15 protein-coding genes, 3 tRNA genes and 1 pseudogene are annotated in these 11,999 nt (G+C 67.3%); 6 read left to right on the forward strand and 13 right to left on the reverse strand.

The window, feature by feature from the left end; all coding sequences use genetic code 11:
- Positions 1 to 110: 110 nt before the first annotated feature.
- The 3 genes and pseudogenes from B1L07_13970 to B1L07_13980 all read right to left on the reverse strand — a co-directional run bounded on the left by B1L07_13970 (position 111) and on the right by B1L07_13980 (position 1,662).
- Complete coding sequence (locus B1L07_13970; protein ID AUZ56008.1) at positions 111 to 581, reverse strand: bacterioferritin; 471 nt, start codon at positions 579 to 581, stop codon at positions 111 to 113.
- 145 nt (positions 582 to 726) lie between these two features.
- Complete coding sequence (locus B1L07_13975; protein ID AUZ56614.1) at positions 727 to 936, reverse strand: bacterioferritin; 210 nt, start codon at positions 934 to 936, stop codon at positions 727 to 729.
- Positions 937 to 1,042: 106 nt separating this feature from the next.
- A pseudogene (locus tag B1L07_13980) lies at positions 1,043 to 1,662 on the reverse strand (RNA pyrophosphohydrolase).
- 120 nt (positions 1,663 to 1,782) lie between these two features.
- Between B1L07_13980 and B1L07_13985 the strand changes: the two are divergent.
- The 3 genes from B1L07_13985 (at position 1,783) to B1L07_13995 (ending at position 2,148) form a co-directional block, all read left to right on the forward strand.
- A tRNA-Met gene (locus B1L07_13985) sits at positions 1,783 to 1,859 on the forward strand.
- A gap of 31 nt (positions 1,860 to 1,890) precedes the next feature.
- Positions 1,891 to 1,965: transfer RNA gene (locus B1L07_13990), tRNA-Gln, on the forward strand.
- A gap of 108 nt (positions 1,966 to 2,073) precedes the next feature.
- Positions 2,074 to 2,148 (forward strand) — tRNA-Gln (locus B1L07_13995).
- A 185-nt stretch (positions 2,149 to 2,333) separates the two neighbouring features.
- Here B1L07_13995 and B1L07_14000 read toward each other — a convergent pair.
- Both B1L07_14000 and B1L07_14005 read right to left on the reverse strand, forming a co-directional pair.
- Entirely contained in the window at positions 2,334 to 2,726 is a 393-nt protein-coding gene (locus tag B1L07_14000; protein ID AUZ56009.1) for a 30S ribosomal protein S9, read from the reverse strand.
- 2 nt (positions 2,727 to 2,728) lie between these two features.
- Positions 2,729 to 3,157, reverse strand: coding sequence for a 50S ribosomal protein L13 (locus tag B1L07_14005; protein ID AUZ56010.1), 429 nt, complete (start codon positions 3,155 to 3,157; stop codon positions 2,729 to 2,731).
- Between the two features lie 193 nt (positions 3,158 to 3,350).
- Between B1L07_14005 and B1L07_14010 the strand changes: the two genes are divergently transcribed.
- Positions 3,351 to 3,995: a demethoxyubiquinone hydroxylase family protein gene (locus B1L07_14010; GenBank protein ID AUZ56011.1), complete on the forward strand. Its 645-nt coding sequence runs from the start codon at positions 3,351 to 3,353 to the stop codon at positions 3,993 to 3,995.
- A 401-nt stretch (positions 3,996 to 4,396) separates the two neighbouring features.
- Here B1L07_14010 and B1L07_14015 read toward each other — a convergent pair whose 3' ends face one another.
- Entirely contained in the window at positions 4,397 to 4,711 is a 315-nt protein-coding gene (locus tag B1L07_14015) for a QacE family quaternary ammonium compound efflux SMR transporter (GenBank protein AUZ56012.1), read from the reverse strand.
- A gap of 161 nt (positions 4,712 to 4,872) precedes the next feature.
- A complete protein-coding gene (locus tag B1L07_14020) occupies positions 4,873 to 5,667 on the reverse strand; it encodes an S-adenosylmethionine decarboxylase (GenBank protein AUZ56013.1) in 795 nt (264 codons plus the stop codon).
- A 156-nt stretch (positions 5,668 to 5,823) separates the two neighbouring features.
- Here B1L07_14020 and B1L07_14025 point away from each other — a divergent pair, with 156 nt between their 5' ends.
- Entirely contained in the window at positions 5,824 to 6,513 is a 690-nt protein-coding gene (locus B1L07_14025) for a transcriptional regulator Crp (GenBank protein ID AUZ56615.1), read from the forward strand.
- Positions 6,514 to 6,727: 214 nt separating this feature from the next.
- Positions 6,728 to 7,486, forward strand: coding sequence for a hypothetical protein (locus B1L07_14030; protein ID AUZ56014.1), 759 nt, complete (start codon positions 6,728 to 6,730; stop codon positions 7,484 to 7,486).
- A gap of 30 nt (positions 7,487 to 7,516) precedes the next feature.
- On the opposite strand, the gene B1L07_14035 is transcribed toward B1L07_14030, so the two are convergent.
- From B1L07_14035 to B1L07_14060, 6 genes are read right to left on the reverse strand one after another with little or no spacing between them, the layout of a single operon-like run.
- Complete coding sequence (locus tag B1L07_14035; GenBank protein AUZ56015.1) at positions 7,517 to 8,233, reverse strand: haloacid dehalogenase; 717 nt, start codon at positions 8,231 to 8,233, stop codon at positions 7,517 to 7,519.
- A complete protein-coding gene (gene trpC / locus B1L07_14040; GenBank protein ID AUZ56016.1) occupies positions 8,230 to 9,024 on the reverse strand; it encodes an indole-3-glycerol-phosphate synthase in 795 nt (264 codons plus the stop codon). The genes B1L07_14035 and trpC overlap by 4 nt, the downstream gene beginning before the upstream one ends.
- A 52-nt stretch (positions 9,025 to 9,076) precedes the next feature.
- Complete coding sequence (locus B1L07_14045) at positions 9,077 to 10,108, reverse strand: anthranilate phosphoribosyltransferase (protein ID AUZ56017.1); 1,032 nt, start codon at positions 10,106 to 10,108, stop codon at positions 9,077 to 9,079.
- Positions 10,109 to 10,121: 13 nt separating this feature from the next.
- Complete coding sequence (locus B1L07_14050; GenBank protein ID AUZ56616.1) at positions 10,122 to 10,601, reverse strand: hypothetical protein; 480 nt, start codon at positions 10,599 to 10,601, stop codon at positions 10,122 to 10,124.
- 32 nt (positions 10,602 to 10,633) lie between these two features.
- Positions 10,634 to 11,218 carry an anthranilate/aminodeoxychorismate synthase component II gene (locus B1L07_14055; protein ID AUZ56018.1) on the reverse strand — a complete coding sequence of 195 codons (585 nt, stop codon included), beginning with the start codon at positions 11,216 to 11,218 and terminating at the stop codon, positions 10,634 to 10,636.
- A 10-nt stretch (positions 11,219 to 11,228) separates the two neighbouring features.
- Complete coding sequence (locus B1L07_14060; GenBank protein ID AUZ56019.1) at positions 11,229 to 11,999, reverse strand: hypothetical protein; 771 nt, start codon at positions 11,997 to 11,999, stop codon at positions 11,229 to 11,231.

Genomic DNA, 11,999 nt, shown 5'->3' on the forward strand with positions numbered 1-11,999 from the left:
CGCGCAGGCAGCACCGCACTGCGCAGGTGAGGGATGCCGTGGCACACGGCGGCGCGGACGCGCCGTAGCCGGGGAGCCGGCAGTGCCCGGCGCGGCGCCGGGCCGCAGGTTCAATCGTCCAGCTTGGTCAGCAGGTAATTCGGTTCGCCGATGCGCTCGATCAGGTCGAGCTGGGTTTCCAGCCAGTCGATGTGCTCTTCCTCGGAATCGAGGATCTTCACGAACAACTCGCGGCTGACGTAGTCGCCGATGCTCTCCGCGTACGCCACGGCTTCGCGCAGCACCGCCACGGCTGAGGTTTCCAGCGCCAGGTCGCAACGCAGGATTTCCACCGGGCTCTCGCCGATGCGCAGCTTGCCCAGCGCCTGGAAATTCGGCAGCCCCTCGAGGAACAGGATGCGGTCGGACAAGGCGTCCGCATGCTTCATCTCGTCGATGGATTCCTTGTACTCGTGCTCGGCCAGTTCCTTCAGGCCCCAGTTCTTCAGCATCTTGGCGTGCAGGAAGTACTGGTTGATCGCGGTCAGCTCGTTGTAGAGCACCTTGTTGAGGAATTCGATGACCTTGGCGTCGCCTTTCATGGGGGTTGCTCCTGCACGCGTTGAACGCGCGCACTGTAGCGTCACGCGTGCGGCGATGAAGGAACGCGAATCGTATGCATTGGTCCGGCCGCGATGGCGGCAGCGTCCCGCGAGGTCACCCCGCGGCGGTGCGCCGCGACGTTCTTCAGGCCACCCTGGCCAGGCCGAGGATCGGCAGCGGCAGGTCGCGCGCCGCGCGTGCCCGGGCCAGCAGCTCGCCCGCCATCTCCAGGCAGGAACCGCAGTTGGAACCGCAGCCGGTACGCATCGTCAGTTCGGCAACCGAACTGCAGCCGTTGTCGGCCGCTTCGCGGATCTGGTGGTCGGTGACACCGTTGCAGATGCAGACGTACACGGGGGCGCTGGGCAGGACCGGCCGGGAGTGGCCGGACACCATTTCATCGAAAACGAGAACGATTGTCAATTAAAATCCTGAATCGTTCTCGATCAGACGCCGCCAGTCAGGCCGTCGGCCCCTCGCCCTGCGCCTTGCGCGGCCAATAGCCGCGCTTGCGGGACCGCTTGCGCGGGCGCTCATGGCCCGCCGCATGGCCCGGCATCCACGCCTCCTGGGCGCTCTTCGGCATCGCGGTAACGCCCTGCCCGGCGATGCCCCGCGCCAGTGGCGCCAGGTGCCGCAGCGCACGCGCGTAGACCCCGCGCTTGAACATCACCACATGCTCGACCGGGTACCAGAAATCCACCCAGCGCCAATGGTCGAACTCGGGGCCTCGGTATGGTCCAGGCGCACATGGCCCTCGTCGCCGGTCAGCCGCAGCAGGAACCAGACCTGCTTCTGGCCGATGCAGACCTGCTTCTCGGTGCGGCGGATGGCGCGACTGGGCAACCGGTAGCGAAGCCAGCCCGGGGTAGCCCCGAGCACTTCGACATGTTCAGGCAACAGGCCGGTTTCTTCCTGCAACTCGCGATACATGGCCTCGACCGGGGTCTCGTCGGAGTTCATCCCACCCTGCGGGAACTGCCAGCCATCCCGGCGCACGCGTCGTGCCCAGAACACCTGTCCGTCTTCCCGCATCAGCACGATGCCGACGTTCGGTCGATAGCCGTCCGGATCGATCACGATGCGGACTCCTAAATATTTCTACTGGCTTGGACTCTGCCATGGCCGCTGCAATGCCACAAGCGTGGAAAAAACAGTTGACAGGCAAGCCGCCGATACGCAGAATTGCGGGCTCCCTGAGGCTATGTAGCTCAGCCGGTTAGAGCACAGCACTCATAATGCTGGGGTCGGTGGTTCGAGTCCACCCATAGCCACCAAGGGAGCAGGAGCTCGGCTCCTGAAAGCCACAGCCCCGTCGCCAAGCGGTAAGGCATCTGACTCTGACTCAGACATTCGGAGGTTCGAATCCTTCCGGGGCTGCCAGATACCGAAGACCAGATCGAAAGATCTGGTCTTTTTTTGCCTGCTCCAGCGGTCTTGCCACGCCTGTTGGCCTCGGCCGCCGCGGCATGCGATAATCCACCCCTGCCTAGCCCCGTCGCCAAGCGGTAAGGCACCTGACTCTGACTCAGGCATTCGGAGGTTCGAATCCTTCCGGGGCTGCCAAACAGCAAAGGCCTGATCGAAAGATCAGGCTTTTCTTTTTGCCCGTCCTGCCATCGGCAGGCACCTCGACCGGGCGGCCGCGCGGCATGGCCTTCGCGCCACCCTTGAACGACAAAAGCCCGGCCAAGGCCGGGCTTTTGTTTTCCCAGCGGGATCCCGGAGGATCCCACGCCAGGCGCGATGGATCAGCGCTTGGAGAACTGGGTGGCGCGGCGGGCCTTGTGCAGACCAACCTTCTTGCGCTCGACTTCGCGGGCGTCGCGGGTCATGAAGCCGGCCTTGCGCAGCTCGGACTTCAGGCCTTCGTCGTACTCGACCAGGGCGCGGGCGATGCCCAGGCGGATCGCACCGGCCTGGCCGGTGGTGCCGCCGCCGGTGGCGGTGACGATGACGTCGAAGCTCTCGGTGTTCTTGGTCAGCTCGAGCGGCTGGCGCACGATCATGCGCGCGGTCTCACGGCCGAAGAACTCGTCCAGCGGACGGCCATTGACGGTGATGTTGCCCGAACCCTTGCGCAGGAACACGCGGGCGGTGGAGGACTTGCGGCGGCCAGTGCCGTAGTTTTGCGTGATAGCCATGATTAGATATCCAGAACTTGCGGCTGCTGGGCGGCGTGCGGATGCTCGGCGCCGGCGTAGACCTTGAGCTTGCGGTACATGGCGCGACCCAGCGGGCCCTTCGGCAGCATGCCCTTGACAGCGATCTCGATCACGCGCTCCGGGTGGCGCTCCAGCGCTTGGGCCAGGGTCTCGGTCTTCAGGTTGCCGATGTAGCCGGTGAAGCGGTGGTACTGCTTGTCCTGCAGCTTCTTGCCGGTGACGACAATCTTTTCTGCGTTGATGACAACCAGATAGTCGCCGGTATCGACGTGTGGGGTGTAGACCGGCTTGTGCTTGCCACGCAGGCGGCGGGCCAGCTCGGTGGCCAGACGGCCCAGGGTCTTGCCCGAGGCGTCGACGAGATACCAGTCACGCTGGACGGTCTCGTTCTTTGCGGTGAAAGTGCTCATGAAAGAACTCAGGTTAGGTCGGGCTCATTGCGGCGCTGCACTGCCGGAACTCTGCCACGCGTTGTGAAGGTGAAACACAAGAGGCGGGATTGTACCGGCCGCGGCCGGCTCACGCAAGCCGCCGCCCGCCCGGCCTTGGCAGCCCCGGGGACAGCGGCGAGAATCCGGCTCTCCCCCACCCCGCCTGGACGCCATGATCACCGACCGCGCCTTCACGCCCCTGGATCGCCTGCTGACCGAGGCCCAGCGCGCCCTGGACACGGTGTTCGGCAACCCGCCGGCGCGCCGGCCCAACCCGGCCGGCGACACCCCGGACGTGGTGCTGGAACCCGATGAAAGGCGCCACGCCGCGGGCCTGATGCGCATCAACCACGTCGGCGAAGTCTGCGCACAGGGGCTGTATTTTGGACAGGCGGCCGTCGCCCGCGATGCGTCCACCCGCGCGCACCTGCTGGCAGCGGCGCAGGAAGAGACTGACCACCTGGGCTGGTGTGCGGACCGCCTGCGCGAGCTCGACAGCCGCCCCAGCCTGTTCAACCCGCTGTGGTATGCCGGCAGCTATGCCATCGGCACCCTCGCCGGGCTGCGCGGCGACGGCTGGAACCTGGGTTTCGTGGTGGAAACCGAGCGCCAGGTCGAGGCGCACCTGGACGAACACCTGGAGACCCTGCCAGCGGCCGACCAGCGCAGCCGCGAGATCCTCAAGGTCATGAAGATCGACGAGGCGCGCCACGCCGACCATGCCGAACACGCTGGCGCGCGACTCCTGCCGCCACCGATCCCGACGGTGATGGCACTGGCCTCGCGCGCCATGAAAGCCATCGCCTATCGCCTCTGAATCCAGGCCCCGGGCCCACGGCGCTACGCCTAGAGCGCCCGGAGCCCCCTGCAGCACCGCCTTTCTCCAGGCGGGCGCGACGATCGCCGCGGGGACAGGCGAACCCGACGCCCCGGCCGGGTTCAGCGCGGCGCCCGCGGAGGCAGCACCCGCGCGCGCCGCCCCTGCCACTGCCGATCCGCGCAGTGATGGCACCGGCCGCCCGGCCGGCAAAGGCCAGCGCCGGCCAGCCCCCGGGCACCCCAGTCCACACAGCGGAACGCACGACGCCTGCAACCCGTCCGGTGCGCCGCGGCCTTTGCAAAAGCCGGCGCACCGAAGGCACGCGGGATGGGCCGACCCGCGGCGGGCCCCGGGGCTGGCCACACAAACCCCGGGGCCTGGCCGCGCCGCGGCCAGGATCACCCCACCACTTTCAGCCCGATCACGCCGGACACGATCAGGCCGATGCACAGCAGTCGCGGCCACGAGGCGCTGTCACCGAACAGCACGATGCCCAGCGCCGCGGCGCCGACCGCGCCGATCCCGGTCCAGATCGCATAACCGGTGCCGATCGGGATCGACTTGAGCGACTGCGACAGGCACCAGAAGCTGACCCCCATCGCGGCCAGGGTGCCCACGCTGGGCCACAAGCGGGTCCAGCCCTCGGTGTACTTCAGGCCGATCGCCCAGACGACTTCGAACAGGCCGGCCACCAGCAGATAGATCCAGGCCACGGGTTTCCTCCTTGGGTACGGGACAAAAAAGAAGCGGCCCGGTGCGTGAGCACCGGGCCGCCGTCGGCTGTGGTCCGCGGATCGCTCCACGGGGCGGGCCGTCCCGCCGGGTATTTCAGGAGCGGCAGGCTAGCAACCGCTCCCCGAACCGCATGTAACCGTCACTCGGCCAGGTTGCGACCGTGGAACAGCTCCTCGATCTCGCGGCGCAGCAGCGCCTCGATCTTCATGCGCTCCTTGAACGACAGGTTCTTCGCCTTCTCCTCGAACAGGTACTGGTCAAGGTCGAAGTCCTTCAGGTGCATCTTCGTGTGGAAGATGTTTTCCTGGTAGACGTTGACGTCGAACATCTCGTAGCGCGACTTGATGTTCTTGGCCAGGAAGTTCTGGATCGAGTTGATCTTGTGGTCGATGAAGTGCTTCTTGCCCTTCACGTCGCGGGTGAAGCCACGGACGCGGTAGTCCATGATCACGATGTCCGACTCGAGGCTCTCGATCAGGTAGTTCAACGCCTTCAGCGGCGAAATCACGCCGCAGGTGGCGACGTCGATGTCGGCGCGGAAGGTGGCGATGCCTTCCTGCGGGTGGGTCTCGGGATAGGTGTGGACGGTGATGTGGCTCTTGTCCATGTGCGCGACCACGGCGTCGGAGATCAGCTCCTTGCCCGCGGCCTTCTTGTCGATCACCGGCTCCTCGGAGATGAGGATGGTCACCGACGCACCCTGCGGATCGTAATCCTGGCGGGCGATGTTCAGGATGTTGGCGCCGATGATCTCGGCCACATCGGTGAGGATCTGCGTGAGTCGATCGGCGTTGTATTCCTCGTCGATGTACTCGATGTAACGCTGGCGCTCCTCTTCGGTACGCGCATAGCAGACGTCATAGATGTTGAAGCTCAGCGCCTTGGTGAGGTTGTTGAAACCCTGCAACCTCAGGCGAGGCAACGGCTTGACCACGGCGGTCGGTCCTGTGAATGGTGGGAAAGGGGGCAATTATGGGGCAAACCGCCCCCTGGCGAAACGTGCGCGGCCAACAGGCGTTTGCCCCTTATGGCCGGCGTCGCTAAGCTTGTCCGTTAAGACAAGTTCATAAACACGAACATGAACGTCATCATGAGTCCAGGGATCGCCAACACCGTGCCTACCGTGCGCCTCGCCTCCAGCCCCTTGGCCCTGGACATCGCCACCATCGATCGGTTCCTGGCCCACAGCCACCGCCGCCGCTATCCGGCGCGTACCGATGTGTTCCGCCCGGGCGACCCGGCCGGCACCATGTATTACGTGGTCAGCGGCTCGGTCAGCATCATCGCCGAGGAGGACGAGGACCGCGAGCTGGTGCTGGGCTACTTCGGCGCTGGCGAGTTCGTCGGCGAGATGGGCCTGTTCATCGAATCGGACAAGCGCGAGGTGATCCTGCGCACCCGTACCCCCTGCGAACTGGCCGAGATCAGCTACGAACGGCTGCACCAGCTGTTCCTCGGGCCGCTGTCCAGCGACGCCCCGCGGCTGCTGTACGCCATCGGCTCGCAGATTTCACGGCGCCTGCTGCATACCAGCCGCAAGGCCAGCCGCCTGGCGTTCCTGGATGTGACCGACCGCATCGTGCGCACCCTGCACGACCTGGCCCGCGAGCCGGAATCGATGAGTCATCCGCAGGGCACCCAACTGCGCGTGTCACGCCAGGAGATCGCCCGGCTGGTGGGCTGTTCGCGGGAAATGGCCGGGCGCGTGCTCAAGAAGCTGCAGGCCGACGGCATCCTGCACGCGCGCGGCAAGACCATCGTGCTGTACGGAACGCGTTGAAAGCGCGTAGACGTACTTTCAACGCAAAAGTCTGCAAAGCAGACTTTGGGCCCCGGCGTACTGGACACCCGAATCCCCACGCCTGCTGGCGCGCGCCCTTTGCCAAAGGGGGCTGTTCCGGCGGGAACTCGGCTTCGCCCGCCTCAAGGCAGGGCAGCTACGTCCCGCCTCCCATCTCCTTGACGCATCCGCCCCAAGCGAACAGGCTCCGGTGATGGAATTTGGAAGCGAGTTCTACTGGTTCATCCTGATCGGAATCGGGGCACAGCTGGTCGATGGCGCGCTGGGCATGGCGTTCGGGCTGGTGTCCTCGTCGGTCCTGCTGAGCATGGGCCTGCCGCCGGCGGCGGTGAGCGCCAGCATCCACACGGCCGAGGTGTTCACCACCGGCGCGTCCGGCGTATCGCATCTGGCAGCGGGCAATGTCGACCGGCGGCTGTTCCTGCGCCTGGCATTGCCGGGGGCGGTCGGCGGCGCGCTGGGCGCCTATGTCCTGACCCAGTTGCCCGGCGAGTTCATCCGCCCCTTCATCTATCTCTACCTGCTGGCGCTGGCGATCTTCATCCTGGCCCGCGCGGCCGGCCGCTTCACCCCACGCAGCGAGGTGCAACGGGTGCCGGTGCTGGGCTTCTTCGCCGGCCTGCTCGACGCCAGTGGCGGCGGCGGCTGGGGGCCGGTGGCGACCTCGACCCTGCTCGCGCGCGGCGGCCAGGCGCGCACCACCATCGGCACGGTGAATGCCGCCGAGTTCATCGTCACCCTGTCGATCTCGGCCACCTTCCTGCTGTCGATGGGGCTGCAGCACCTGTCCATCGTCGCCGGACTGCTGGTGGGCGGGATGATGGCCGCGCCGGTGGCGGCGCTGCTGGTCAAGCACCTCAACGAGCGCTGGGTGCTGGTGGCGGTGGGCGTGCTGGTGCTGTCGATCAGCCTGTTCCAGATCGGCCACGCGCTGCACCGCTGGCTGGGATGACCGCCGCCGGCCACCGGCCGGCAGCGCCGCTCAGGCCGGTTCGCCGCCGCGGTCGACGCAGCCCCAGTTGAGGATGCGGGTACCGGCCGGCAGCACCCGGCGGAAATAGGCCACCCGCGCCTGTTTGGGGTTGACCACCACCGGCGCCCTGGCCGCGCGCAGCAGCGGCAGGTCGGCGGTGCTGTCCGAATAGGCGATGGCGATGTCGCCATAGCCGCGCTCGCGCAGCATGCGCATCTTCTCTTCGTTGTGGCAGTGGCGGGTGGCGCCCATGGCGCCCAGCCGCGGCCCCACTTCGCTGCCGACCACCGGCACGTCCTGGTGCGCGACGAAGGCCAGGATGGCCCGCGCCAGCTCCGGCGGCGCACCGGTCGCGACCACCACCCGGTCGCCGGCGCGGCGATGCGCGGCGAATACCGCCAGCGCGCGCGGCAGCAGGCGCGCGCGGATGGCCGGCTCGTGCGCGCGCACGTACTGGTCGATGATGCCGTTGAACTCGCGTGCCCGGTGCAGGCCGAACGTCGCGATCCACACGTAGCCGGAGATACCAAAACGGCGCGTCGGCAGCAGCGCCACCAGCGGGCCCAACAGCGGCGTGGCCAGCACTGCCGCCAGCATCCGCAGCGGGTTGCGGCGGATCAGCCAGGCGAACAGGTGGCTGCCGGAATCGCCGTCGTACAGGGTGTGGTCGAAATCGAAGACGACCAGCTGCGCGTCGTCGCGGGGAACGGGGTAGGACTCGGTCATGCGCTGAAGAATAGCTGACGCAAGCCCTCGCCCGGCTCCTCCACGCGCATGAAGGCCTCGCCGACCAGGAAGGCGTTGACGCCGGCCTCGCGCATGGTCCTGACGTCGCTCGGGCCGAGGATGCCGCTCTCGGTGACCAGCAGGCGGTCACGCGGCACCGCCGCGCGCATCGACAGGGTGGTGTCCAGCGATACCTCGAAGGTGCGCAGGTTGCGGTTGTTGATGCCCACCAGCGGCACCGGCACCTGGATCGCGCGCTCCAGCTCGTCGATGTCATGGACTTCCACCAGCACGTCCATGCCCAGCTGCATCGCCAGGTCGGACAACCCGGCCAGCTGGCGGTCGTCCAGCGCCGAAACGATGAGCAGGATGCAGTCCGCGCCCAGCACGCGGGCCTCGACCACCTGATAGGGGTCGATGACGAAATCCTTGCGCAGCACCGGCAGCGTGCAGGCCTCGCGCGCCTCCCGCAGGTAAGCGTCGGCGCCCTGGAAGAAGTCCACGTCGGTGAGCACCGACAGGCAGCTGGCGCCGCCCAGCTCATAGCTCACCGCGATCTCCGCGGGGCGGAAGTCAGGGCGGATCACGCCCTTGGACGGGCTGGCCTTCTTGACCTCGGCGATCACCGCCGGGTCGCCGTTGGCGATGGCCGCCTGCAGCGCACTGGCGAAACCGCGCACCGGCGGCGCGTCGGCCACGCGCGCCCTCAGCTCGGCCAGCGGCACGCGGGCACTGCGCTCGGCCACCTCCTGCGTCTTGCGGGCAAGGATGGTGTTGAGGATGTCGCTCATGGCTCTGCTTTCCTGGAATGCGGTACGGCGGTAGGGGAAGACGGGGGGACGCTCAACCGGCCAGCGCGCGGCTGACGGCGACGTACTGCTGCATGCGTGCGCGGGCGCTGCCGTCGGCGATGACCGCGCGCGCCCGCGCCAGGCCATCGGCGATGCTGTCGGCCACGCCGGCAGCGTACAGCGCGGCGCCGGCATTGAGCGCGACGATGTCGTTGGCCGGGCCGGGCTGGTTGTCGAGCACGCCGCGCAGCATGGCGATGGACTCTGCCGGATCGGCGACCTTGAGGTTGCGGCTGGCCGACATGGCGATACCGAAATCCTCCGGGTGGATCTCGTACTCGCGCACCTTGCCGTCGCGCAGCTCGCCGACCAGGGTGCCGGCGCCGAGCGAAATCTCATCCATGTTGTCACGCCCCCACACCACCAGCGCACGCTCCGCGCCGAGCTCGCGCAGCACCCGCGCCTGGATGCCCACCAGGTCGGGGTGGAACACGCCCATGAGGATGTTGGTGGCGCCCACGGGGTTGGTCAGCGGGCCGAGGATGTTGAAGATGGTGCGCACGCCCATCTCGCGGCGTACCGGCGCCACCACCTTCATCGCCGGGTGGTGCATCGGCGCGAACATGAAGCCGATGCCGGTCTGTTCGATGAGCCGGGCCACCTGGTCCGGCTGCAGCTCGATCGCCGCGCCCAGCGCCTCCACCGCATCGGCGCTGCCGGACTTGGACGACACGCTGCGGTTGCCGTGCTTGGCCACCCTGGCGCCGGCCGCGGCCACCACGAACATCGAGCAGGTGGAGATGTTGAAGGTATGCGAGCCGTCGCCGCCGGTGCCGACGATGTCGACCAGGTGGGTCTTGTCGGCCACCGCCACCGGCAGCGCGAACTCGCGCATCACCGTGGCCGCGCCGGCGATCTCGCCGACGGTTTCCTTCTTCACCCGCAGTCCGGTGAGGATGGCCGCGGTCATGGTCGGGGACACCTCGCCACGCATGATCTGCCGCATCAGGTCGACCATCTCGTCGAAGAAGATCTCGCGGTGCTCGATGGTGCGTTGCAGGGCTTCCTGCGCGGTGATGGTCATGAAAACTCCAGGATCAGGAAATGACGATGTAATCGCTCTGGCAGCGGATGCCTTCGTGGGCGCCGGGAACCAGGTGCACGTACAGGCCGCCGATGGGGCCGACGGGCAGGCAGCTGTCGACCTCGAACAGGGCGTCGCGGTGTGGCTTGATCCATGCCGCGCCGGCCTGCCGCAGCGCCTTGCGCTTGGCGTCGGCCGGGTCGTCGGCGACCACCAGCAGGTAGCGGTGGGCCTCGCCGAACTCGCCGGCGACGTAGCCGCCCAGGTTCACGAAGTAGAGCCGCGGTGCATCGGCGGCCGGCACGTCCGCGGACAGGCGCACCTGCCACTGCTCGACGCCATCGACCGTCATCCACGAATCCAGGTGCAGCCCCGCCGCATCGCCGAACCATTGCTGGCGCAGCTGCGGGTAGCTCTGCTCGATACCGGGGGCCACGGCGAACACCACGTCATGCACTTCGGTGTTGGCGCGCGCATGGCGGCCGCCGAGCATCACCACGAACAGCCGCAGCGCTTCGGTGCCGCTCAGCACGTGCGGTCCAGGAAGTTCTTCATCAGCGCGTGGCCGTGCTGGGTGAGGATGGACTCAGGATGGAACTGCACGCCTTCCACCGGGTACTGGCGGTGGCGCAGGCCCATGATCTCCTCCATCGAGCCGTCCGGGTTCTCGGTCCAGGCGGTGATCTCCAGCACGTCCGGCAGCGTGTTCTTGTCCACCACCAGCGAGTGATAGCGCGTGGCCTCGTAGCGGTCCGGCAGGCCGGCGAACACGCCCTTGCCCTCGTGGCGGATCGGCGAGGTCTTGCCATGCATGATGTTGCCGGCGCGGATCACGTCACCGCCATACACCTGGCCGATGCTCTGGTGGCCCAGGCACACGCCGAAGACCGGGATGGTCGGGCCGAGCCGGCGGATCACCTCCAGCGACACGCCGGCGTCGTCGGGCGTCTTCGGCCCCGGCGACACCACGATGTGCGAGGGATTGAGCGCGGCGATCTGCTCGACGCTGAGCGCGTCGTTGCGCACCACCTTCACCTCGGCACCCAGCATCTGCAGGTACTGCACGAGGTTGAAGGTGAAGCTGTCGTAGTTGTCGATCATCAACAGCATGGTTCGTCTCTCATCGTTGTCCTGTTGCGGCGGGCGGCTGCGGGTGGTCGGCCACCAACCGCCATTCCCCGTCCCAGCGCCCGTAGCCGGGCATGCCATAAGCGGGGTCGGCCGCCACCGAATCGATTCCAAATTTCGCCATGTCCGCGACCGTAACGGTCCAGTTGCACCCGCAGTCCTGCAGCTGGCCGAGCACCGTTATCCGCGGATCGACTCCGATCCTGGCGTAGAACGCGGCCTGCTCGGCCGAGATCCTGCGCAGCCACTGCCTGGCCGTCCGCTTCATGGACCACCGCTCCCACCAGGTAGGTGGCCGGCCGAGCTGTCTCTGCACGCCCGAGTAATCAAAATCCTCAAGCAGATTCTTCTGGATCATGGAGCCGTGCCAGATCACCAGCGCGCCGCTTTCCACGATCTTCCGCCGACCTGCCGGAAACACGTAATTCGCGCAGGACGACATGCAGACATCACCGACGACGCGCACGTCCAGGCCGCGGTCACGGACCAGCCCGCCCAGCGCAAGCCCGGCTTCGACATCGCCGCCGCCCGAGCGGATCGCCAGTTCCTTCAACGAGCCGTCGGCCTCAAGCAGCATGCGTACCGCGGCAACGGAGGCCTGCGTTATCCGGCCGTCGTAATGAACGACCCTGCCTTCGGCACGGACCGCCGCCTGCGCGCCATCCACGGTGCCAGCGGCTTGCGCAGCGGACACCGTCGTCGCCGCTCCCGTCACTGCAGCGAGCAGGACGACTGGCAGGCAATTGGCGGCCATGCCGTTCAC

The sequence above is a fragment of the Stenotrophomonas acidaminiphila genome, assembly GCA_002951995.1.
In the GTDB taxonomy this organism is placed as follows: Bacteria; Pseudomonadota; Gammaproteobacteria; order Xanthomonadales; family Xanthomonadaceae; genus Stenotrophomonas; species Stenotrophomonas acidaminiphila_A.

Bases quoted from the DNA above. Each gene is read 5' to 3' on its own strand.
- B1L07_13970 (AUZ56008.1), bottom strand. From the start codon at position 581: ATGAAAGGCGACGCCAAGGTCATCGAATTCCTCAACAAGGTGCTCTAC.
- B1L07_14000 (AUZ56009.1), bottom strand. From the start codon at position 2,726: ATGGCTATCACGCAAAACTACGGCACTGGCCGCCGCAAGTCCTCCACC.
- B1L07_14005 (AUZ56010.1), bottom strand. From the start codon at position 3,157: ATGAGCACTTTCACCGCAAAGAACGAGACCGTCCAGCGTGACTGGTAT.
- B1L07_14010 (AUZ56011.1), top strand. From the start codon at position 3,351: ATGATCACCGACCGCGCCTTCACGCCCCTGGATCGCCTGCTGACCGAG.
- B1L07_14025 (AUZ56615.1), top strand. From the start codon at position 5,824: ATGAGTCCAGGGATCGCCAACACCGTGCCTACCGTGCGCCTCGCCTCC.
- B1L07_14030 (AUZ56014.1), top strand. From the start codon at position 6,728: ATGGAATTTGGAAGCGAGTTCTACTGGTTCATCCTGATCGGAATCGGG.
- B1L07_14035 (AUZ56015.1), bottom strand. From the start codon at position 8,233: ATGACCGAGTCCTACCCCGTTCCCCGCGACGACGCGCAGCTGGTCGTC.
- trpC (AUZ56016.1), bottom strand. From the start codon at position 9,024: ATGAGCGACATCCTCAACACCATCCTTGCCCGCAAGACGCAGGAGGTG.
- B1L07_14045 (AUZ56017.1), bottom strand. From the start codon at position 10,108: ATGACCATCACCGCGCAGGAAGCCCTGCAACGCACCATCGAGCACCGC.
- B1L07_14050 (AUZ56616.1), bottom strand. From the start codon at position 10,601: ATGCTCGGCGGCCGCCATGCGCGCGCCAACACCGAAGTGCATGACGTG.
- B1L07_14055 (AUZ56018.1), bottom strand. From the start codon at position 11,218: ATGCTGTTGATGATCGACAACTACGACAGCTTCACCTTCAACCTCGTG.